We start from the raw sequence: 16904 nt of genomic DNA on the forward strand, positions 1-16904 counted from the left end.
TCAGGCTAATGATTTTGTTTGTTCTTGTGCTCTTTTTTCCAATACTGCCTTGTAATCCCTAGGAATCACCTTAATAAATTTTTGACTAGCTCGATCCCAGTCATTCAAAAACTGTTGACCCAAGGCACTCCCTGTTAACTTGATGTGCCGCTTGAGATAACTTTTGATCAGCGTAAAATCATCCTCCACCAAGGGATCCACGTCTACCAATTCGGGATTGATCTCAGTGATAAAATCATGGAGGATATAGGCGATTCCCCCACTCATACCTGCGGCGAAGTTTCTTCCGATCTCTCCTAGATTGATCACTAATCCACCTGTCATGTACTCACAGCCGTGGTCCCCGATGCCTTCGATGACGGCATTCACCCCTGAATTCCTGACGCAAAATCGTTCTCCGCCTTTTCCGTTGATATAAGCTTCACCAGAAGTAGCCCCATAGAAAGCCACGTTTCCGATGATAATATTTTCCTCGGGTTTAAACTTCGCATTTCGGCTAGGGTAAACGGTCAGCCTACCTCCCGAAAGTCCCTTTCCAAAATAGTCATTGGCTTCACCTTCTAGCTCAAAACTGACCCCTTTGGTCAAAAATCCGCCGAAAGTCTGTCCCGCCGAACCGGTAAATTTGAATCGAATCGTATCCTCAGGCAACCCGACACTTCCATAGATTTTTGAAATCTCATTCGAAAGCATGGCCCCAACAGCCCGGTCGGTATTTTTGATTTGGAAATGCCCACTAACCTCGATGGCCTGCTCCAAGGCCGGTAGTGCAGCCTGAATGAGTTGACGATCCAAGACCTCCTTCAATTCCCATTCTTGATCGATTTGATGATGGATTCCGACATGATCCGGTACTTCCACTTTATGGAAAATCGGTGAAAGATCCACTTTATCCCATTTCCAGTGATTGAGATGACCGGTGGATTGCAGGACATTGCTTTGTCCCACCATTTCATCCACGGTACGGAAGCCCAGCGAGGCCATGATTTCTCGAAGATCTTCGACCAAAAATTTGAAATAATTGACCACATGCTCCGGATCTCCGGTGAATAATTTTCGCAACTCAGGATTCTGAGTTGCGATCCCCACCGGACAGGTATTCAGGTGACACTTTCGCATCATGATACAGCCTTCTACGACCAGGGCCGCAGTTGAAATCCCCCATTCCTCGGCACCAAGCAAGGTGGCTATCGCCAAATCCCTTCCGGTCCGAAGTTGGCCGTCAGTTTGAAGCACCACTCGGCTTCTCAAATTATTCTTGACCAAAGTCTGATGAGCTTCAGAAAGTCCCAACTCCCAAGGCAATCCTGCATGACGGATGGAGGAAAGCGGGGAAGCTCCTGTCCCACCATCTGCTCCAGAAATCAAAATGACATCAGCCATGGCTTTGGCTACCCCGGCAGCCACCGTGCCTACGCCCGCTTGTGAAACCAATTTCACATTGATCCGGGCTTTTCTGTTGGCATTTTTCAAATCATAAATGAGCTGAGCCAAATCCTCAATCGAATAAATATCGTGATGGGGAGGAGGGGAAATCAAACCCACCCCAGGCGTGGAGTGCCTCACTCTTCCGATCCAATCATCCACCTTGTGCCCGGGCAGCTGACCGCCTTCTCCAGGCTTTGCACCCTGAGCCATTTTGATCTGCAATTCCGCCGCATTGGTGAGGTAATTGCTCGTCACGCCAAACCTGCCCGAAGCCACCTGCTTGATGGCTGACCTTTCCCAATCCCCGTTCTCTTTTCGCTGAAAACGGATCTCATCTTCTCCACCTTCTCCAGAATTACTTTTTGCCCCAATTCTATTCATCGCAATGGCCAGTGTCGTGTGAGCTTCGTGAGAAATCGAGCCGAAGGACATCGCCCCAGTAGCAAATCGCCGCATGATTTTTTCCGCAGGCTCTACTTCATCGAGTGGAACAGAAATCCGCTTTTTGAATTCAAAAAGGCCCCGTAAAGTCAGCGCATCTTTACTTTGTTCATTGATCCGCTGCGCAAATTTTTTATACAGGCCAAAATCATTCAATCGAGTGGATTTTTGGAGCAAATGAATAGTTTCAGGATTAAACAGGTGTTTTTCTCCCCGTCTTTTCCACTGATAGACTCCGCCAGCTTCCAAGGTCGGACTGCTCGTCTGATAAGCCGCCCGATGGCGTATCAATACTTCTTCTGCCAGCTCATCAAAAGACACCCCACTTATTCGTGAAATGGTCCCTTTGAAACAACGATCAATTACCTCAGGCCCGAGTCCAATCGCCTCAAAAATCTGAGCGCCTTGATAGGACTGAAGGGTAGAGATTCCCATTTTTGAAAGAACCTTCAGCAGGCCTTTTCCAATGGCTTTTTGATAGTTGGAAAAAAGTGTCTTTTGGTCTTTTACCTGAGGCAACATTCCCCGATTAAAATAATCCAAAAGCGATTCCAGCGCCAGGTATGGATTTATAGCCGAAGCTCCATAGCCAATGGCTGTGGCAAAATGATGGGTTTCGCGAATATCTCCGGACTCCAATACCAAACCAGCTTTGGTTCGGATTTTTTTCTTCACCAGATGATGATGAACTGCTCCAATCGCCAAAAGCGAAGGGATCGGTGCCAACTCCTCATTGCTTCCCCGATCAGAGATGATCAGAATATTCTTTTTCTCTGCAATTGCATCTTCGGCTTCTTTGCAAAGTTTGTCCAGCGCCTCCAATAATCTTCCCGGCTTGTGATCGGCTACAAAGTGCGCAAATAGCTTTTTACTGCGATAGCCCTGAGCTTCCATATTCTGGATTTTCTCCAGGGATTCATTAAGCAAGACTGGCTGAGAAATATGAATCTGCCGAGTATGTTGCGGACTTTCCTCCAATATATTATGCCCTTCACCTATTCGGGTAAAAAGAGACATGACCATCCGCTCCCGGATCGGATCAATTGGTGGATTACTAACCTGGGCAAAAAGCTGCTTGAAATAATTGGAAATATGCTGACTCTGCTTGGATAAAACTGCCAACGGCGTATCGGCACCCATGGATCCAATGGCCTCCTGTCCCATATCGCCCATTGGACTAAGGACGACTTTGAGTTCCTCCGAAGTATAGCCAAACACCGTTTGGCATTTCTTGATATTTTCTGTTGAATACGGATGAGTCAACACTTCCGGATCTGGCTCCAGACGCAATTTAATCCGCTGCTCACTGACCCATTGCTCATAAGGCTGTTTTCTACAGATTTCCCCCTTCACCTCTTCATCAAAGAGCACGCGACCCTTTTTCAAATCTGCCCAAAGCATTCTCCCCGGGCTAATCCTTCCTTTCTCCACGATTGTCGCCTCCCGAATGGGTAAGGCTCCGGCCTCTGAAGATAAAATTAACCGCTGATCTTTGGTAATAAAATAGCGTAAAGGGCGTAAGCCGTTTCGGTCCAAAGTCGCACCCACCGACTCTCCATCGGTAAACAGTAAAGCAGCCGGACCATCCCAGGGCTCCACTAAGGAAGCATGGAATTTATAAAATGCCTTCCGGTCGCGATCCATCACTTCATTGTCTTGCCAAGCTTCAGGCACGAGCATCATCATGGCATGAGGAAGGCTTCTGCCACTTAGCGAAAGCAACTCCACCATCGCATCGAGATTGGCTGAGTCGGAATTTTGCTTATTGGTAATAGGCATGAGCTTCTCCAATTCATCCTCCGAAAAAAACTTGGATTTCATGAGGTTTTCCTTGGACTTCATTTTGTTGAGATTTCCTCGGATCGTATTGATTTCCCCATTGTGGGAAAGAAATCTAAACGGCTGAGCCAATCGCCAATTTGGGAAAGTATTGGTCGAAAACCGGGAATGGACGATGGCAAAGGCAGATTCGATCTTACTGTTTTGAAGGTCTTTATAAAAAGGCAGAACCTGATCGGTTCGCAGTTGTCCCTTATAAATCAAGGTTCGGCTTGAAAATGAAGCAAAATAAAACGAGTGATTCACTCCGGCGACTTCGGTATTGATCACTGAAGTGGCATAATTTCTTAATACATACAGCTTCCGCTCCAACTCCACTCCGGTAAGCCCCTTTTTATGTTTCACAAAAAGCTGCTCAATGATGGGCATCACTTCCAGGGCTCCCGAACCCGGAACGGTTTCATCCACAGGAACTGGCCGGTATCCGATCAACTCAAATCCCAATTCCTCGATCAATTGGTTCAGGAGGGCTTTTGATTTTTTGAAAAGCTGTTTGTTTTTAGGGAAAAAAGTCATTCCAACGCCATAGGTCCCTTTTTCAGGCAAGGAAATATCCGTTCTTGCGGTAATATCTTTTAAAAATTCATGTGGAACTTGAATGAGAATTCCCGCTCCATCTCCAGTTTTCGGATCGGATCCTCTACCTCCTCGATGCTCCATGTTACTGAGCATATATAAGGCATCGCTGATCGTTTCATGCGAAGGTGAAGCCGTCAAATCCACTACCGAACCAATGCCACAGGAGTCATGCTCAAACTCCGAATGATACAAGCCTTCTTGCATATATTTTACGTATTTAATAGGTTCAAATTTTTTCAAAAAGTACAAAAAATATTTCGATCATTAAAATAAAGGCAACAAACAAGCTGTTTCAGTAATTAATTTTTGAAAAAGTGAGTATTTTTTGATTTTAATGTAAAATAAAAATGGCTTAATTTTTTTAGCACTATTCCTAAAAAAACAATCAAAATCAGAAAAGTGGATAACTTTTCAAACTCTAATTTGAAAACTTTACACGGTTTTTGATTTTTTAGGTTAATTAAAAAAACTTCCCCACAAATTTGAAATTAATTCATTGAAAAAATCTATCAAAATACCCGTCCTAATTGCAATCGATTTCGAGCGCAGAATAAAATTTTGAATTTAAACTTAAACTAAAAATGATGATTCATTCCTAATCCGTAAATGGATTTGTTCCGTCCTTTTCTTCTGATCGGATATGGACTTTGACTTTTTTGATTTTCCGTGCATCCACGGCCAAAACAGTAAACTCAAAATTCTCGAATTTTATTTTAGTCCCATTTTTGGGAAGCTTGCTGTTTATCTCCAAAAGCAAGCCGCCTAAGGACTCACTTTCTCCTTTGACTTCGTCAAAAATACTGGTGTCTAATTCCAACTTTTTACAAAAATCATTAAGAGAGACTTTCCCTTCAAATATGTAGGTGTCCGGATCAATTTCTTGGTAGAAAAATTCCTCCCGGTCGTCAAATTCATCATTGATCTCGCCGATAATTTCCTCGATCAAATCCTCTAAAGTCACCAGGCCCGAGGTTCCGCCATATTCATCCACTACGATGGCCATGTGTACCCGTTTTTGCTGGAAATCTTTGAGCAGACGATCCACCTTTTTATTTTCAGGAACAAAAAAACTTTTGCGGATGAGTTCTTTCCAGGCAAAATTTTCATCCCGATCGATGAAGGGCAGCAAATCTTTGATGTATAGAATACCCTGAATATTATCGATGGTTTCTTCGTAAACAGGAATCCGGGAATAACCGCTTTTATTGATCCGGTCCATCAGTTCATGAAAATCCATTTCGGTATCCAAGGCGGTAATTTCCATCCTACTCCGCATGACTTGTTTGACGGTCAAAGTCCCAAAATTCACAATTCCGCGAAGGATATCCTTCTCTTCAATCGAAGTGTCTTCGGTTGTAATTTCCAATGCTTTGTGCAGTTCGTCAACGGAAAGTGAATACCCTTTTCGCTCGATTCTCCGCTCAATCACATTAGAAATAGCCATGAGCAAAAAAGAGATGGGTTTGAGAAGCGCAGCAAAAAATGTCATGGATGGAGCCATAATCATACTGAATTTGATTCTGGCTTGGTTGGCATAGACTTTTGGCACGATCTCACCGAAAAACACGATCGCAAAGGTCACTCCCACGGTCTGCACCAAAATGACAAGTATCCCGGTCGTATTCATCCCAAAAATACTCCAAGTCACAAAGGTAGTTAGGGTAACAATTGCGATATTGATCAGATTATTGAGGATCAGAATGGTACTGAGCAGTCGCTTGGGAGATTCGAGAAGCGCAATGACTAAATCACTTTGAGAAGAATCATCCTCTTCAAGCACCAAAAGATCATCATTGGTCAACGAAAAATAGGCAACCTCAGAACCTGAAACCAGTGCCGAACCAATCAAAAGTAAAATAAATATCAGTCCGTTTATCAGCAGATAGCCTATTGAAGGCTCATTGATCTGCGCGAGTAGGTACAAACTCGGGTAAGGGTCGTCCATGAATTAATTCACGATAGTTAATGCAAAAATACATAATTCCCCTGAATTCAAAATCAGGGGAATTCGATTAGAACGGCAAATCATCATCATCTCCGGCTGGACTCATGTCCGGAGCAGAAGAAGCGGTGGCATTGGACGCAGCAGGCCTGGATGCGGGCTGGGATTGCTGAGGAGCAGAGTTTCCGTCACTTCCCATGGCCTCTGATCTACCGCCCAGCATGGTGAAACTCAACACCCTGATCTTAATTCTTTTGCGGTTTTGGCCTTGATCATCTTGCCAAGTATCGGATTTGATTTTTCCTTCTACGTAAATTTGAGATCCTTTTTTGAGGTATTGTTCAGCGATTTTTGCCTGTCCGCCCCATAGCTCCAGATCATGCCATTCGGTTTGTTCAACTTTATTTCCGTTTCGATCTTTGTAGGATTCAGTAGTGGCCAACCGAAGATTCGCCACCACATTATCTCCTTCGAGGTATTTAACCTCTGGGTCAGCACCAAGATTTCCCAATAGGATTACTTTATTTACTCCTGCCATGTAGTGATAGTTTTTTTTGAAAAGGAATTAAATGATGAAGTTAATCAAAAGCCTTGATCCCTCAAAAAATTAACAATCAACTTTGGCTTGGCCAAATAGTCTATTTGCTCCTCCTCGACGAGGTGGTACCCCTTCTCATCTGCCCAATCTTTCAGAATTTGCATATGTTGTTCAGGAACTTCGACTTCAGAAAAAACCGCATTTAACCGCTGATGGGACAAGAGGTGTCGGTAACTCTTCGGAATCTTTTTTGCCCGATCCAATAAATGTAAAGAGGACCCTTTTGCTTCCTCTAGTTTAGAGTTTTCTTCTGCTTGGGGAAAATCATACAATCCTTCCCAGATATCCCCTTTGGAACGGCGATTCCAAATCCACATTTTTCCACACCGGATCACATAATAATGAATGGACCGCTCTCGGATTTTCGTTTTATTTATTTTTACGGGAAGATCTTTGACCATATCCTGTTGGAAAGCAAAGCATGACTGCTGAAGAGGACAGGAAGGACAATCGGGATTTTTGGGGGAGCAAAGCCTAGATCCGAAATCCATCATCGCCTGATTAAACTCGGCCGGTTGCTCCTTTGGGATGAGTTGATTGGCGAGCGCCTCAAATTCCTTTTTGGCCTTCCCCGTAGCAATATCCATGTCGATCCCAAAATACCTGGCCAACACCCGAAAAACATTTCCGTCCACCACGGCCCGCACTTCCCCAAAAGCAAAACTCGCAATTGCCGCAGCGGTATAGGAGCCCACTCCTTTTAATTCTAGGAGTTGATCATAGGTGTCGGGAAATTTCCCATCCAGTTCATGCCAGATGTACTTGGCACAAAAATGGAGATTCCGAGCGCGGCTGTAATACCCCAATCCCTGCCAAAGACGGAGGACCTCTTCCTCAGAAGCCAAAGCTAGGTCACCAACGCTCGGAAAAGCAGTAACAAATTTGTAATAATAAGGTAATCCCTGGGCAACCCGAGTCTGTTGCAGAATGATTTCAGACAACCAAATTTGATAAGGATCTTGGGTTCCCCGCCAAGGAAGATCTCGTGGGTTTGCCTGATACCACTGGATAATTTGACTGGAAAACAACTGATAATCAAAACGTTTAGTATTCATAAGGCAGAAAAAACTTTTCAGTAAATCTGGGGAATTTTTGTGGAATTGTTTTTTAATTGGTTTGGTTCTTGTACATTTGCAGTCCCAAAAACACTTGGTTAATAGGTTGTTAAGCTTATTTCAAAATTTCTAAATAAAAATCACAGTGACAAAAGCAGAAGTAATCACCAAGATTTCGGAAAAAACCGGAATCCAGAAGGATGATGTAACCCAGACCGTTGAAGCCTTTTTCAAGGTAGTCAAAGAATCCATGGCTGATGGAGAAAACATTTATGTCAGAGGATTTGGCAGCTTTATCAACAAGAAAAGAGCAAAAAAGATTGCTCGGAATATTTCCAAAAATACAGCTATCGTGATCGATGAGCACTACATCCCGGCTTTTAAGCCTTCCAAAGTGTTTATAGAGAAAATCAAGACCAGCAAGAAAATCAAGGAACTTGCTCCTCAGGATTAATTTCTGGGCAAATTTGAAATGAAAAAAAAGCAACTCATTCTCATTGGCATTGGCATTTTGGCTGTGGTAGCGCTGGCTTCACTACCCAAAATAGTTGTGGACAATGAAGATCAGGCCAATATTTCGGAAGGTCAAGTTTCGGAAACTACTCAACAAGCTACCGATCCGGCTGCCATGCATGAGGCTGAGTTGTCTCCTGAAAAAGAAGCAGAACTAACTGCGCTTCAAATCAGTTTTAATGCTGAGCCCACAGCTGAAAATGCACGGGCCCTAGCTTCTCTTTATCAGGAAAAATCACTTTACGATAGTGCCGCCTTTTATTTAGACCAGGTAGCTGCGACTACTGAAGATCAAAGCTTAATCGAGGATACAGGAAATGCTTACTATGAAGCGTTCACCTTTGCCTTAGATCCGGAAAAAGTAGCCTATCTTGCAGATCAAACGCGGAACTATTTAAACCGAGTCTTGGAAAACGATCCAAGCCGAACGGATTTGAAATCTAAAATCGCCATGACCTACGTGTCATCTTCCAATCCCATGCAGGGAATCGCCATGCTACGGGAAATCCTGGATCAGGATCCACAAAACGAAGATGCACTGTTTAACATGGGGATTTTATCGATGCAATCAGGGCAGTACAAAAGAGCTACTGAGCGATTTGAAGAGTTGATTAACTATCATCCAGAAAATCTCCAAGGGCAATTTTACCTGGGCGTAAGTTATTTCGAAGCCAATCAAAAAAACAAAGCAAAATCCCAGTTTGAGAAAACTCAGAAAATGACCCAAGATCCCATGATTTTGGAAACCATTCAGGGTTATCTCGACCGGTTATAATTATTGTATCACTATAAATAAACAAGACTATGCCTTGCGGTAAAAAAAGAAAAAGACATAAGATCGCTACGCACAAGCGTAAAAAAAGACTGAGAAAAAATAGACATAAGAAGAAGTAATACACTTCTTCTTATTCCTGTTTTTAGACAAAACACGTTCATTTACATTATATAAGACGAGATTTTGAGTACGGAATTGTTAATTGATTCTGCTCAAAACGGGAGTCGAATAGCCCTACTTCAAGACAAAAGCCTAGTTGAACTGCATTCCGAGGGAATGGACAATCAGTTTAAGGTGGGTGACATTTACCTGGGTACAGTTCGCAAAATAGTCAACGGACTCAACGCCGCATTTATCGATGTGGGCTATGAGAAAGATGCTTTTTTGCATTACCAAGACCTTGGACCAAATTTCAACAGCCTGACTAAGTTCACCAAAATGGTGCGCAACAACAACTTTGCGAATTACAACTTGAAGGGCTTCAGCAACGAACCTGAGATAGACAAGATTGGGAAAATTTCCAATATCCTGTCGAAAAACCAGCAAATACTGGTTCAGGTCGTCAAGGAGCCCATATCTACCAAAGGGCCTCGGCTATCCTGTGAGCTCTCTCTTCCTGGTCGCTACCTCGTATTGGTGCCGTTTTCGGATTCAGTCAATGTCTCCAAAAAAATCCGCAGCAGTGACGAGCGAAAAAGACTCTTGCGACTGATCAATTCGATCAAGCCTGCCAACTTCGGAGTAATCATCCGGACAGTAGCTGAAGGACAATCTGTATCCGACTTGGATAAGGATCTCCGAAATCTTCTCACTAATTGGGAAGAAGGCATGGCCAAGTTGCTCAAAGCAAAGAGCCGCGACAAGGTAATTGGAGAGATGAGTATGGCCTCCTCACTGGTGAGAGACCTCCTCAATGAATCCTTCGATGCAATCACCGTAGAAGAAGAATCCACTTACGATCAGATCAGATCCTACATCAGGACCATAGCTCCTGAAAAAGAAAAAATTGTCAAGCTTTACAACGGTAAAGCAAAGCTCTTTGAAAGTTTTGGAATAGAAAAGCAGATCAAAAGCTTGTTTGGACAGACCGTCAGTCTGCCGCAAGGGGGGTATGTGATTATCGAGCATACCGAAGCCCTTCACGTCATTGATGTGAACAGCGGAAATAAATCCAATCAGGAAAGTGACCAAGAATCTACAGCATTAAAAACCAACTTGGTTGCTGCTAAAGAAATCGCCAGACAGCTCCGCCTCCGGGATATGGGAGGCATCATCGTGGTGGACTTCATCGACATGAAACGTGCCGAAAATAAGAGAGTCATCTACGAAGCGATGAAAGAGGAACTGAAGCAGGACCGCTCGAAGCATACCGTTTTGCCATTGAGTAAATTTGGACTCATGCAGATCACCCGACAGCGTGTCCGACCGGAGGTCAATATCGTGACGAAGGAAACCTGCCCGGCATGCAATGGCACTGGCAAAATCCAGGCATCTATCCTGGTAGCCGACAAACTAGAAAAAGATTTGGACCATATGGCCACCATCCAAAACGTGGACAAAATCCAGATCGGGCTGCATCCCTACCTGCACGCATACTTTACTACAGGCGTAATTAGCCGACGAGTAAAGTGGTTTTTCAAGTATTACAAATGGATTAAACTGATCAAAGATTCTTCCCTACCGGTGACGGAATACAGATTCTTAGATGAATCTGGAGAGGAAATAGAACTTAAAGTAAAAAGCGAGACTGAGTAAGTCTCGCTTTTTTTATTTTCTCATTTTTGAAAAATCCAAGCGAACAAACCCAACTTCCTCTTCCCCTCCCAAAAATCCAATCGCATAATAAAACCCTTCAGGAGTCGAAAAGCCATTCCCATTTCTAGGCATATCCAGCTCTCCCAACTTTTCAAAATTCTCATCCAGCACAATCAGTCTCACCTTATAGGGGCCTTTTTCTTCTCGCTCTGCCTCAGGCCTTGTCCCGGTAATCACTTGACGGAGATATACCTTATTTACCGGATCGTATTTAATCCAGGTGTACCTCGGTGAATTAGTATCGGGTAAAAAAACGGTGTACTCTCCCTGCTGATCCGTTCGCCCTTTGAGAAATTCCAGCCTCTCATCCGTAGAGGCAGCTATCCACTTTTTTTCGTCATCCGAAATCAAAAGCAAACTATCCGAAATAGGAAAGGAAATCAAAGCCTCCTCTGTAGCAGGATTAAAATAATGACTATAAGGACCTAAATTAGGATCATCGTAATGCTCTTTGGATGCCTCAGGAAAGGAAAATTGAATGTGGGAGCTGGTTTGATCCTCTAGGTTATATCGCAGGATCCAATTTTCATAATTCATCATTTCTTCTTTTAGAATAAAGGGAACATCAGCGATAATTAGCTCCTTGCCAATTCTAGTAATCGGATTAAAAGGCACTACGGAATAATTGACATAAAGCCGCTCCGCTGGAACTCCAGGCAGTTCCCATCGAGCTAACACATTCCCTTTAAAATCCGCCTGAATCAATTTGGTATTTGCTGCAATCACGAATATCCCCTCTTCGGTGATCGCATGCTTAAATGGGCTGTCGCCAATTCCATCAGGCCCTTCTCTCATATAAAACTGCTCAAAGACCTTTTTCCCTTCCGGATAACTAAACCCTACTAATTGCAGCTTTTGAAAATCAAATAAAAACTTCCCAGAATCCGTTTCCATAAAGGTCAGAGTCGAAGAGATTTGAGCGAGGGTTTCGTCCTTTTCCAAAACAAGCGTATCGACGATCAAGTCATCAAAACTCAGATTGGAGGGGGATTTTTCCTCCGAGCTTTCGCAGGAAAGAAAGAAAAAAGCGAGTACCGGGGCAAGAATTCTAAGTCGGTTCATTTCCTTGGTTTTAAATCTAAACTACTCATTTTCCAAGGTAGAAATTTTCAACTTAACATCACAGTGGGACAATTTTCTCTACCCCAGCCAACAGCTATTGATCGAGCCAAGCTTTAAATGCTGATACCCGCTCCCTACTCACCAAAATATCTCTATCCTCACAGAATTTCAGTCTGACTTTCAATCGGCTATTCGAATAAATACCCACCTCCTCAATCGAGTCAAAAGCCACCAAATACTTACGATTGAGTCGGAAAAAAATTCGGGGATCGACCTGCATCTCGGTGTGTTCCAGAGTTTGGTCCAGCACATAGCGCTTGCCCTTTCTATTGATCAAAAATGTCACCCGCTCTTCCGAACAGAAATAGAAAATATCCTCACTCAAAATACTTTGGATCTTTTCGCCAAACCGAATGAGAAAGCGTTGCTTGAATTCAGTTTTTGATCCGGAGGATTGAAGCAATTGCTGGAGCAAAGTGGCGTTGATTGAACTGGGCAATTGTTGATTTTTAAACTTATCCACAGCCCGTTTTAATTCCTCGGGATCGATGGGTTTCAAAAGGTAGTCGACTGCATTGACCCGAAAAGCCTCAATCGCATATTGATCGTAAGCCGTGGTAAAAATCACCGGTGTGGATAACTTTACTTTTTGGAAGATTTCAAAGCTGAGTCCATCTGCTAATTGGATGTCACAAAAGATCAAATCCGGATGTGGATAAGTCTGAAAAAACCCCACAGCAGATTGAATACTGTCTAAGGGATTAAGAAAATGACAATTTTCAAAAAGTGGTTTGATGAGCTGTATCAAACGATTAGCAGCCCGTTTTTCATCTTCTATGATTAAAATTGAGATCATACCATTTTTACTAATGGAAGTTGAACAATAAACTCTTTTTCCCTTCGATGCACAATTGGCAGCCGATGGTGAAGTAATTCGTATCGCTGAACAATATTTGCCAAACCTACTCCTGCAGAGCCTTCCGAATAGGAGGATTTAGGTTGGAAGCTATTCCTTATCCACAGTTCATCCTCCTTTTTTTCGATGTGGATAACTAAGGGGCTTTCCTCACTGGCTACATTATGTTTGACTGCATTTTCCAAAAGAAGCTGTAAGGAAAGCGGTGGAATCCAAAAAGTATCTTCTGATGATTCCGGGATAAAAAACTGAAGGTTATTTTCAAATCGGATCTTTTGGAGCTCGAGATAATTTTTTGCAAAGTCCAACTCCCTTTTTAAAGAAACTAAATCTTCCTGCTGCACATCCAAAACATAGCGATAGATTTTGGAAAGCTTTTGAATAAACGCAGCAGATCGATCCGCATCCTCATACACTAGCCCGGAAAGAACGTTTAACGAGTTGAAAAGAAAGTGTGGGTTCAATTGATCTTTTAGGCTTTGGTATTGAAAAGCCAAGCGCTCAGACTTGAGTTGCTCGGCTTCGATGGCTGATTTTCGCCATTCCCTCAACCAGGAGGCCGTGGTGAAAATGGCCATAAAAACCAAAGCAATCCACATGGGCGAAGTGGTGAAGTTCGCAATATCTTTCCAGGGAATAGCCGACAATTCAAACTGTCCGTCCAAGTAAGTATAAACAAACACAAAAAGAAAAGAAGCCACAAAAGAATAGGCCATGTAGGTGGAAACCGTCAAAATAAGTCGCTTGACCGGCTTGTGAATCCAACTGATTCTCTTTTCATAAAAATCCTCGACTTGCCCTCCTCCAAAGCTCAATATCATCGAAATCATAAAGGAGAAAAAGAATTGGGGAAGCAAATCCTGAATCCCCCTCCAAGAAAGAAAACAACTGGGGCAAAAGATCAGCATCAGTAAGGTGGCAATACCCAAATTAATCGCCACAAATGAACCTATACTCTTCAGAGGACTTTTATAGGGCTTGACTTGCTGTTGATTGAATTGATCCACCACTGGTTTGATATAAATAAAGATTCTATGAAACTACATATTACTAAAAGAATTGAATAGGAGCTCAATTTATTTTTTGAGCCCCATTCCAATTGTATTCAATTAAATTAATTACAAGTTGAATACAACTCTTTTGCGGCAGCTTCTCCCCACGTGGGAAGAATATAATGCTCATCTATTTTCTCTTTTTCTTTGTCAAAAAGCTCTTGGGAGAGCCTAGCCATACCACAAGCTTTTTCGGGACCATTTCCAAAAAACTGTGCCATGCCCTGCTCCATCTGTGCCATGAGAATTACCGCACGGGGATTTTCCCGATCCTGATCGATGGCTTTCCCAAAAAGCTGCATCACCTGAGGGCTCAATTCCTGCCCCCGGCTTGCTGGATCCAAACTTAATTTACCCATCAGGGCATAGCCATGAAGGGCGGTAAGCTCCGAATTGCTGGGAGATAGCTTTTCTGCCCGCTTAATGGTTGCTATTGCCTGGTCAAAAGCTGCATCTTTATTCCCATCAAAACGAAAAGCAGTCTCTATTTCGACCAAAGCTGCATAATACAAAGGCAACCATTCGGTAGAATTCATTTCTGAGATTCGAAGAAAGGCATTTTTGACCGTAGCTCCTTTTTCGGGGCTGTCGATTTGTTGCATCGCGGCCAATTGACTTTTCATTGCCTCTTGATAGGCATTCGGCTGAGCATAGGCCAAGGTAAGGACCAACAGGTAAAGCGATAAACTGGTCAATAGATTTTTCATGGTAAATTAATTTAGAGATTGTTTAATTGATTTGCTGATTTGTCTTTTGAAAGGGTCAGGAATATTCCCAGGAATAGGAAGCGGGGAGCAGTTTGTCCGATGGCCCGGGATTCAAAGCGGCCCTCGGTATTGGGTTGGCGGGCGTATTCAAAACCAAAGACGTTTTCGGCGCCCAACACATTGGAAATGGCCCCGTGGATGATTAGATTTTGTCTGGGCAAATAGCTCCAACTCACACTCAAATTCTGAAAGGACTTGGTTTTTCGGTTCATCTCCCCCGATAGATTGGGGTCGGTGTAGGGAAAACCATCATTCCAGGAAAAACTCGCCCCAATTTGAGATTTGAGATCGGTCACGAAATGCTTGACCACGACCGAAAAATTATGTTTGGGAGCAAAACCCGGCTGAACCTGCGTCTGAAACTGATCAAACTGACGTTTGCTGTCCACAAAGCTGTAAGTAACCCAGTAGTCCGTGTTTTTCAGACTTTTGCGATCCCGAAAAAAGATATCCACACCTTGGGCAAAGCCTTTTCCTCCATTTCTTGGGTTCAAAGGAAACTGTGGATAACCTTCAAAAAGAATCAACTCTTCATAGCTTTTGTAAAACGTCTCCGCCCGAAAGGTCAATCCTTCGGTTTGGAGTAAATAATTTAAAATCAAATGATTGGACTCCGAATTCTTGAGTTGGGAGTTCAACACCCGCAAGTTATCCACAGGCAATTGGGAAAAGCTTCCTCCGGCTAGCGAGACCTGCGACTGCTCGGAAAGACGGAAGGCAAGGGATACTCGAGGATCAAGCCAAGTTTCCTGATTTAAGCTGCTACTTCCCCAGCGGAGACCGGAGCGGAGGACCCAGTTTTTGCTGAGGTAATAATCCCACTCCGTGAAAGCGAAAAGCTGCCCATCGTCAAAGCTCTGCATTGGATTATGGGGTGAGCGGCTTTCCCGATAGCGACGGACAAAATATTCCATTCCCGAATTGACCGAAAGGCGATCCGAAAAATCATGAATGGCTGAGAATTTGGAGTGGAAAAGAAAATTCTTCCGATTCAAATTCACCGAGTCCAAGTTCACCTGATCTGAATTATCGGACAGGGCCGCACCTGTAAAAATCGTCCAGCCACTTTCGAAGCTTCTCCGCCAGTTGGTTTGGATAAAACTATAGGTATTCTTTAAATCAAGGGTTTGATCCGAATTCTGCTCGCCAGGAGGCTGTTCACGAAGCTTCATCCCCCCGGCTTCAGTTCTTGCCAGCACTTTCCAGATCCCTCCATTTGAAAACTTCTTTTGCAAAGCTAGTTCCGCATCCCTACCCCAAGGAGCCCGCTCAAAGTCAAAATCCTGTTTGATCAAACTCTGATAGGGCTTTAGATCAAAGTAGTTTACCGATGCAGTCAGGCTTTGTTTTTCATTGGCCAGGGTATGGGAGTATCCTCCGCCAACAGACATGAGGCTCAAATCTCCCTGACTTCGCAAGGAGAGGTCTTTGGTATTCAAGGCCAGCGTAGAGGAAAGTGCCTGTCCGTATTCAGCCGAATAGCCTCCTGTGGAAAAAAATGTCCCCTTAAACAAATTGGGATTGAAGCGCGTCCGTGTGGGCACATTTCCGGCTGTGGTACCGTATGCATTTCCTACCCGAAGCCCATCGATGTAAATCCCAACCTCGCTTGCATCCCCACCCCGGACAAAAAGCCGACCGTCATTCCCCAGGGTACTTGTACCCGGCAGGGTCTGAAAAGCCCCGACAATATCCCCCATCGCACTGGGGGTGGTGACAATATCCAAAGGGCGAAGAATTACCGACTTCTTCTCATCCGAAGCTTCCATCGCTCCGGCTGAAATCGTCACCGCATTCATATCCGTAATGGCCTCACGGATGATTTGATCAGGAGTCTTCAATGCTTTGCCTTCAAGTTGGATGTTCAGCTCAACTTGGTGAAAGCCCATCAACTGGAAAATCAGAACCTGATCTCCCTCCACTGAGGTCAAAAATTCAAAACTCCCATCCCCTGAAGAAGTGGCTCCATCGTAACTGTTTTTGATGAAAACATTTACCCCGGGAAGCGGCTCTCCCTGCTCATCAATAACCCGACCGCTGATTTGGGTCTGGCCATAAGCCAGGAGTGGGCTGATAAAAAAGAAGAGGTAAAGAATAATTCGTCTGTCCATTTCGATTCGTA

The 16904-nt window shown here is 43.7% G+C and carries 12 protein-coding genes; 3 read left to right on the forward strand and 9 right to left on the reverse strand.

The features are described from left to right. The 4 genes from gltB to mutY all read right to left on the reverse strand — a co-directional run bounded on the left by gltB (position 1) and on the right by mutY (position 7882). Positions 1-4491 (reverse strand): glutamate synthase large subunit, encoded by a 4491-nt coding sequence (gene gltB, locus Q0L00_RS13065; RefSeq protein WP_297337326.1) that lies wholly within the window; start codon positions 4489-4491, stop codon positions 1-3. A 391-nt stretch (positions 4492-4882) separates the two neighbouring features. Beyond that, positions 4883-6232, reverse strand: coding sequence for a gliding motility-associated protein GldE (gene gldE / locus Q0L00_RS13070; RefSeq protein WP_297337327.1), 1350 nt, complete (start codon positions 6230-6232; stop codon positions 4883-4885). Positions 6233-6299: 67 nt separating this feature from the next. After that, positions 6300-6767, reverse strand: coding sequence for a single-stranded DNA-binding protein (locus Q0L00_RS13075; protein WP_297337328.1), 468 nt, complete (start codon positions 6765-6767; stop codon positions 6300-6302). Positions 6768-6811: 44 nt separating this feature from the next. Continuing rightward, the gene (gene mutY, locus Q0L00_RS13080) at positions 6812-7882 is read right to left on the reverse strand and encodes an A/G-specific adenine glycosylase (RefSeq protein ID WP_297337329.1); all 1071 of its coding nucleotides are present in this window, start codon (positions 7880-7882) and stop codon (positions 6812-6814) included. Between the two features lie 145 nt (positions 7883-8027). Between mutY and Q0L00_RS13085 the strand changes: the two genes are divergently transcribed. From Q0L00_RS13085 to Q0L00_RS13095, 3 genes are all read left to right on the forward strand, one after another. Continuing rightward, a complete protein-coding gene (locus tag Q0L00_RS13085) occupies positions 8028-8336 on the forward strand; it encodes an HU family DNA-binding protein (protein WP_092788917.1) in 309 nt (102 codons plus the stop codon). An 18-nt stretch (positions 8337-8354) separates the two neighbouring features. Then, positions 8355-9170, forward strand: a complete 816-nt coding sequence (locus tag Q0L00_RS13090; RefSeq protein ID WP_297337330.1) for a tetratricopeptide repeat protein — start codon at positions 8355-8357, stop codon at positions 9168-9170. A 183-nt stretch (positions 9171-9353) separates the two neighbouring features. Next, entirely contained in the window at positions 9354-10925 is a 1572-nt protein-coding gene (locus Q0L00_RS13095) for an Rne/Rng family ribonuclease (protein WP_297337331.1), read from the forward strand. Between the two features lie 12 nt (positions 10926-10937). Here Q0L00_RS13095 and Q0L00_RS13100 read toward each other — a convergent pair whose 3' ends face one another. The 5 genes from Q0L00_RS13100 to Q0L00_RS13120 all read right to left on the reverse strand — a co-directional run bounded on the left by Q0L00_RS13100 (position 10938) and on the right by Q0L00_RS13120 (position 16893). Further along, complete coding sequence (locus Q0L00_RS13100; RefSeq protein ID WP_297337332.1) at positions 10938-12047, reverse strand: DUF4221 family protein; 1110 nt, start codon at positions 12045-12047, stop codon at positions 10938-10940. 94 nt (positions 12048-12141) lie between these two features. After that, positions 12142-12903 (reverse strand): LytTR family DNA-binding domain-containing protein, encoded by a 762-nt coding sequence (locus Q0L00_RS13105; RefSeq protein WP_363318548.1) that lies wholly within the window; start codon positions 12901-12903, stop codon positions 12142-12144. Next, positions 12900-13970, reverse strand: a complete 1071-nt coding sequence (locus Q0L00_RS13110) for a sensor histidine kinase (protein ID WP_297337333.1) — start codon at positions 13968-13970, stop codon at positions 12900-12902. Before Q0L00_RS13110 ends, Q0L00_RS13105 begins: the two co-directional genes overlap by 4 nt. Before the next feature lie 107 nt (positions 13971-14077). Then, the gene (locus Q0L00_RS13115; protein ID WP_297337334.1) at positions 14078-14722 is read right to left on the reverse strand and encodes a hypothetical protein; all 645 of its coding nucleotides are present in this window, start codon (positions 14720-14722) and stop codon (positions 14078-14080) included. An 11-nt stretch (positions 14723-14733) separates the two neighbouring features. Next, complete coding sequence (locus Q0L00_RS13120; protein ID WP_297337335.1) at positions 14734-16893, reverse strand: carboxypeptidase-like regulatory domain-containing protein; 2160 nt, start codon at positions 16891-16893, stop codon at positions 14734-14736. Between the last annotated feature and the right edge of the window lie 11 nt (positions 16894-16904).

This window comes from Algoriphagus sp. (assembly GCF_024305035.1).
Taxonomy (GTDB): Bacteria; Bacteroidota; Bacteroidia; order Cytophagales; family Cyclobacteriaceae; genus Algoriphagus.

Coding starts and splice junctions, on each gene's coding strand:
- gltB (WP_297337326.1), bottom strand. CDS start 4,491: ATGCAAGAAGGCTTGTATCATTCGGAGTTTGAGCATGACTCCTGTGGC.
- gldE (WP_297337327.1), bottom strand. CDS start 6,232: ATGGACGACCCTTACCCGAGTTTGTACCTACTCGCGCAGATCAATGAG.
- Q0L00_RS13075 (WP_297337328.1), bottom strand. CDS start 6,767: ATGGCAGGAGTAAATAAAGTAATCCTATTGGGAAATCTTGGTGCTGAC.
- mutY (WP_297337329.1), bottom strand. CDS start 7,882: ATGAATACTAAACGTTTTGATTATCAGTTGTTTTCCAGTCAAATTATC.
- Q0L00_RS13090 (WP_297337330.1), top strand. CDS start 8,355: ATGAAAAAAAAGCAACTCATTCTCATTGGCATTGGCATTTTGGCTGTG.
- Q0L00_RS13100 (WP_297337332.1), bottom strand. CDS start 12,047: ATGAACCGACTTAGAATTCTTGCCCCGGTACTCGCTTTTTTCTTTCTT.
- Q0L00_RS13105 (WP_363318548.1), bottom strand. CDS start 12,903: ATGATCTCAATTTTAATCATAGAAGATGAAAAACGGGCTGCTAATCGT.
- Q0L00_RS13115 (WP_297337334.1), bottom strand. CDS start 14,722: ATGAAAAATCTATTGACCAGTTTATCGCTTTACCTGTTGGTCCTTACC.
- Q0L00_RS13120 (WP_297337335.1), bottom strand. CDS start 16,893: ATGGACAGACGAATTATTCTTTACCTCTTCTTTTTTATCAGCCCACTC.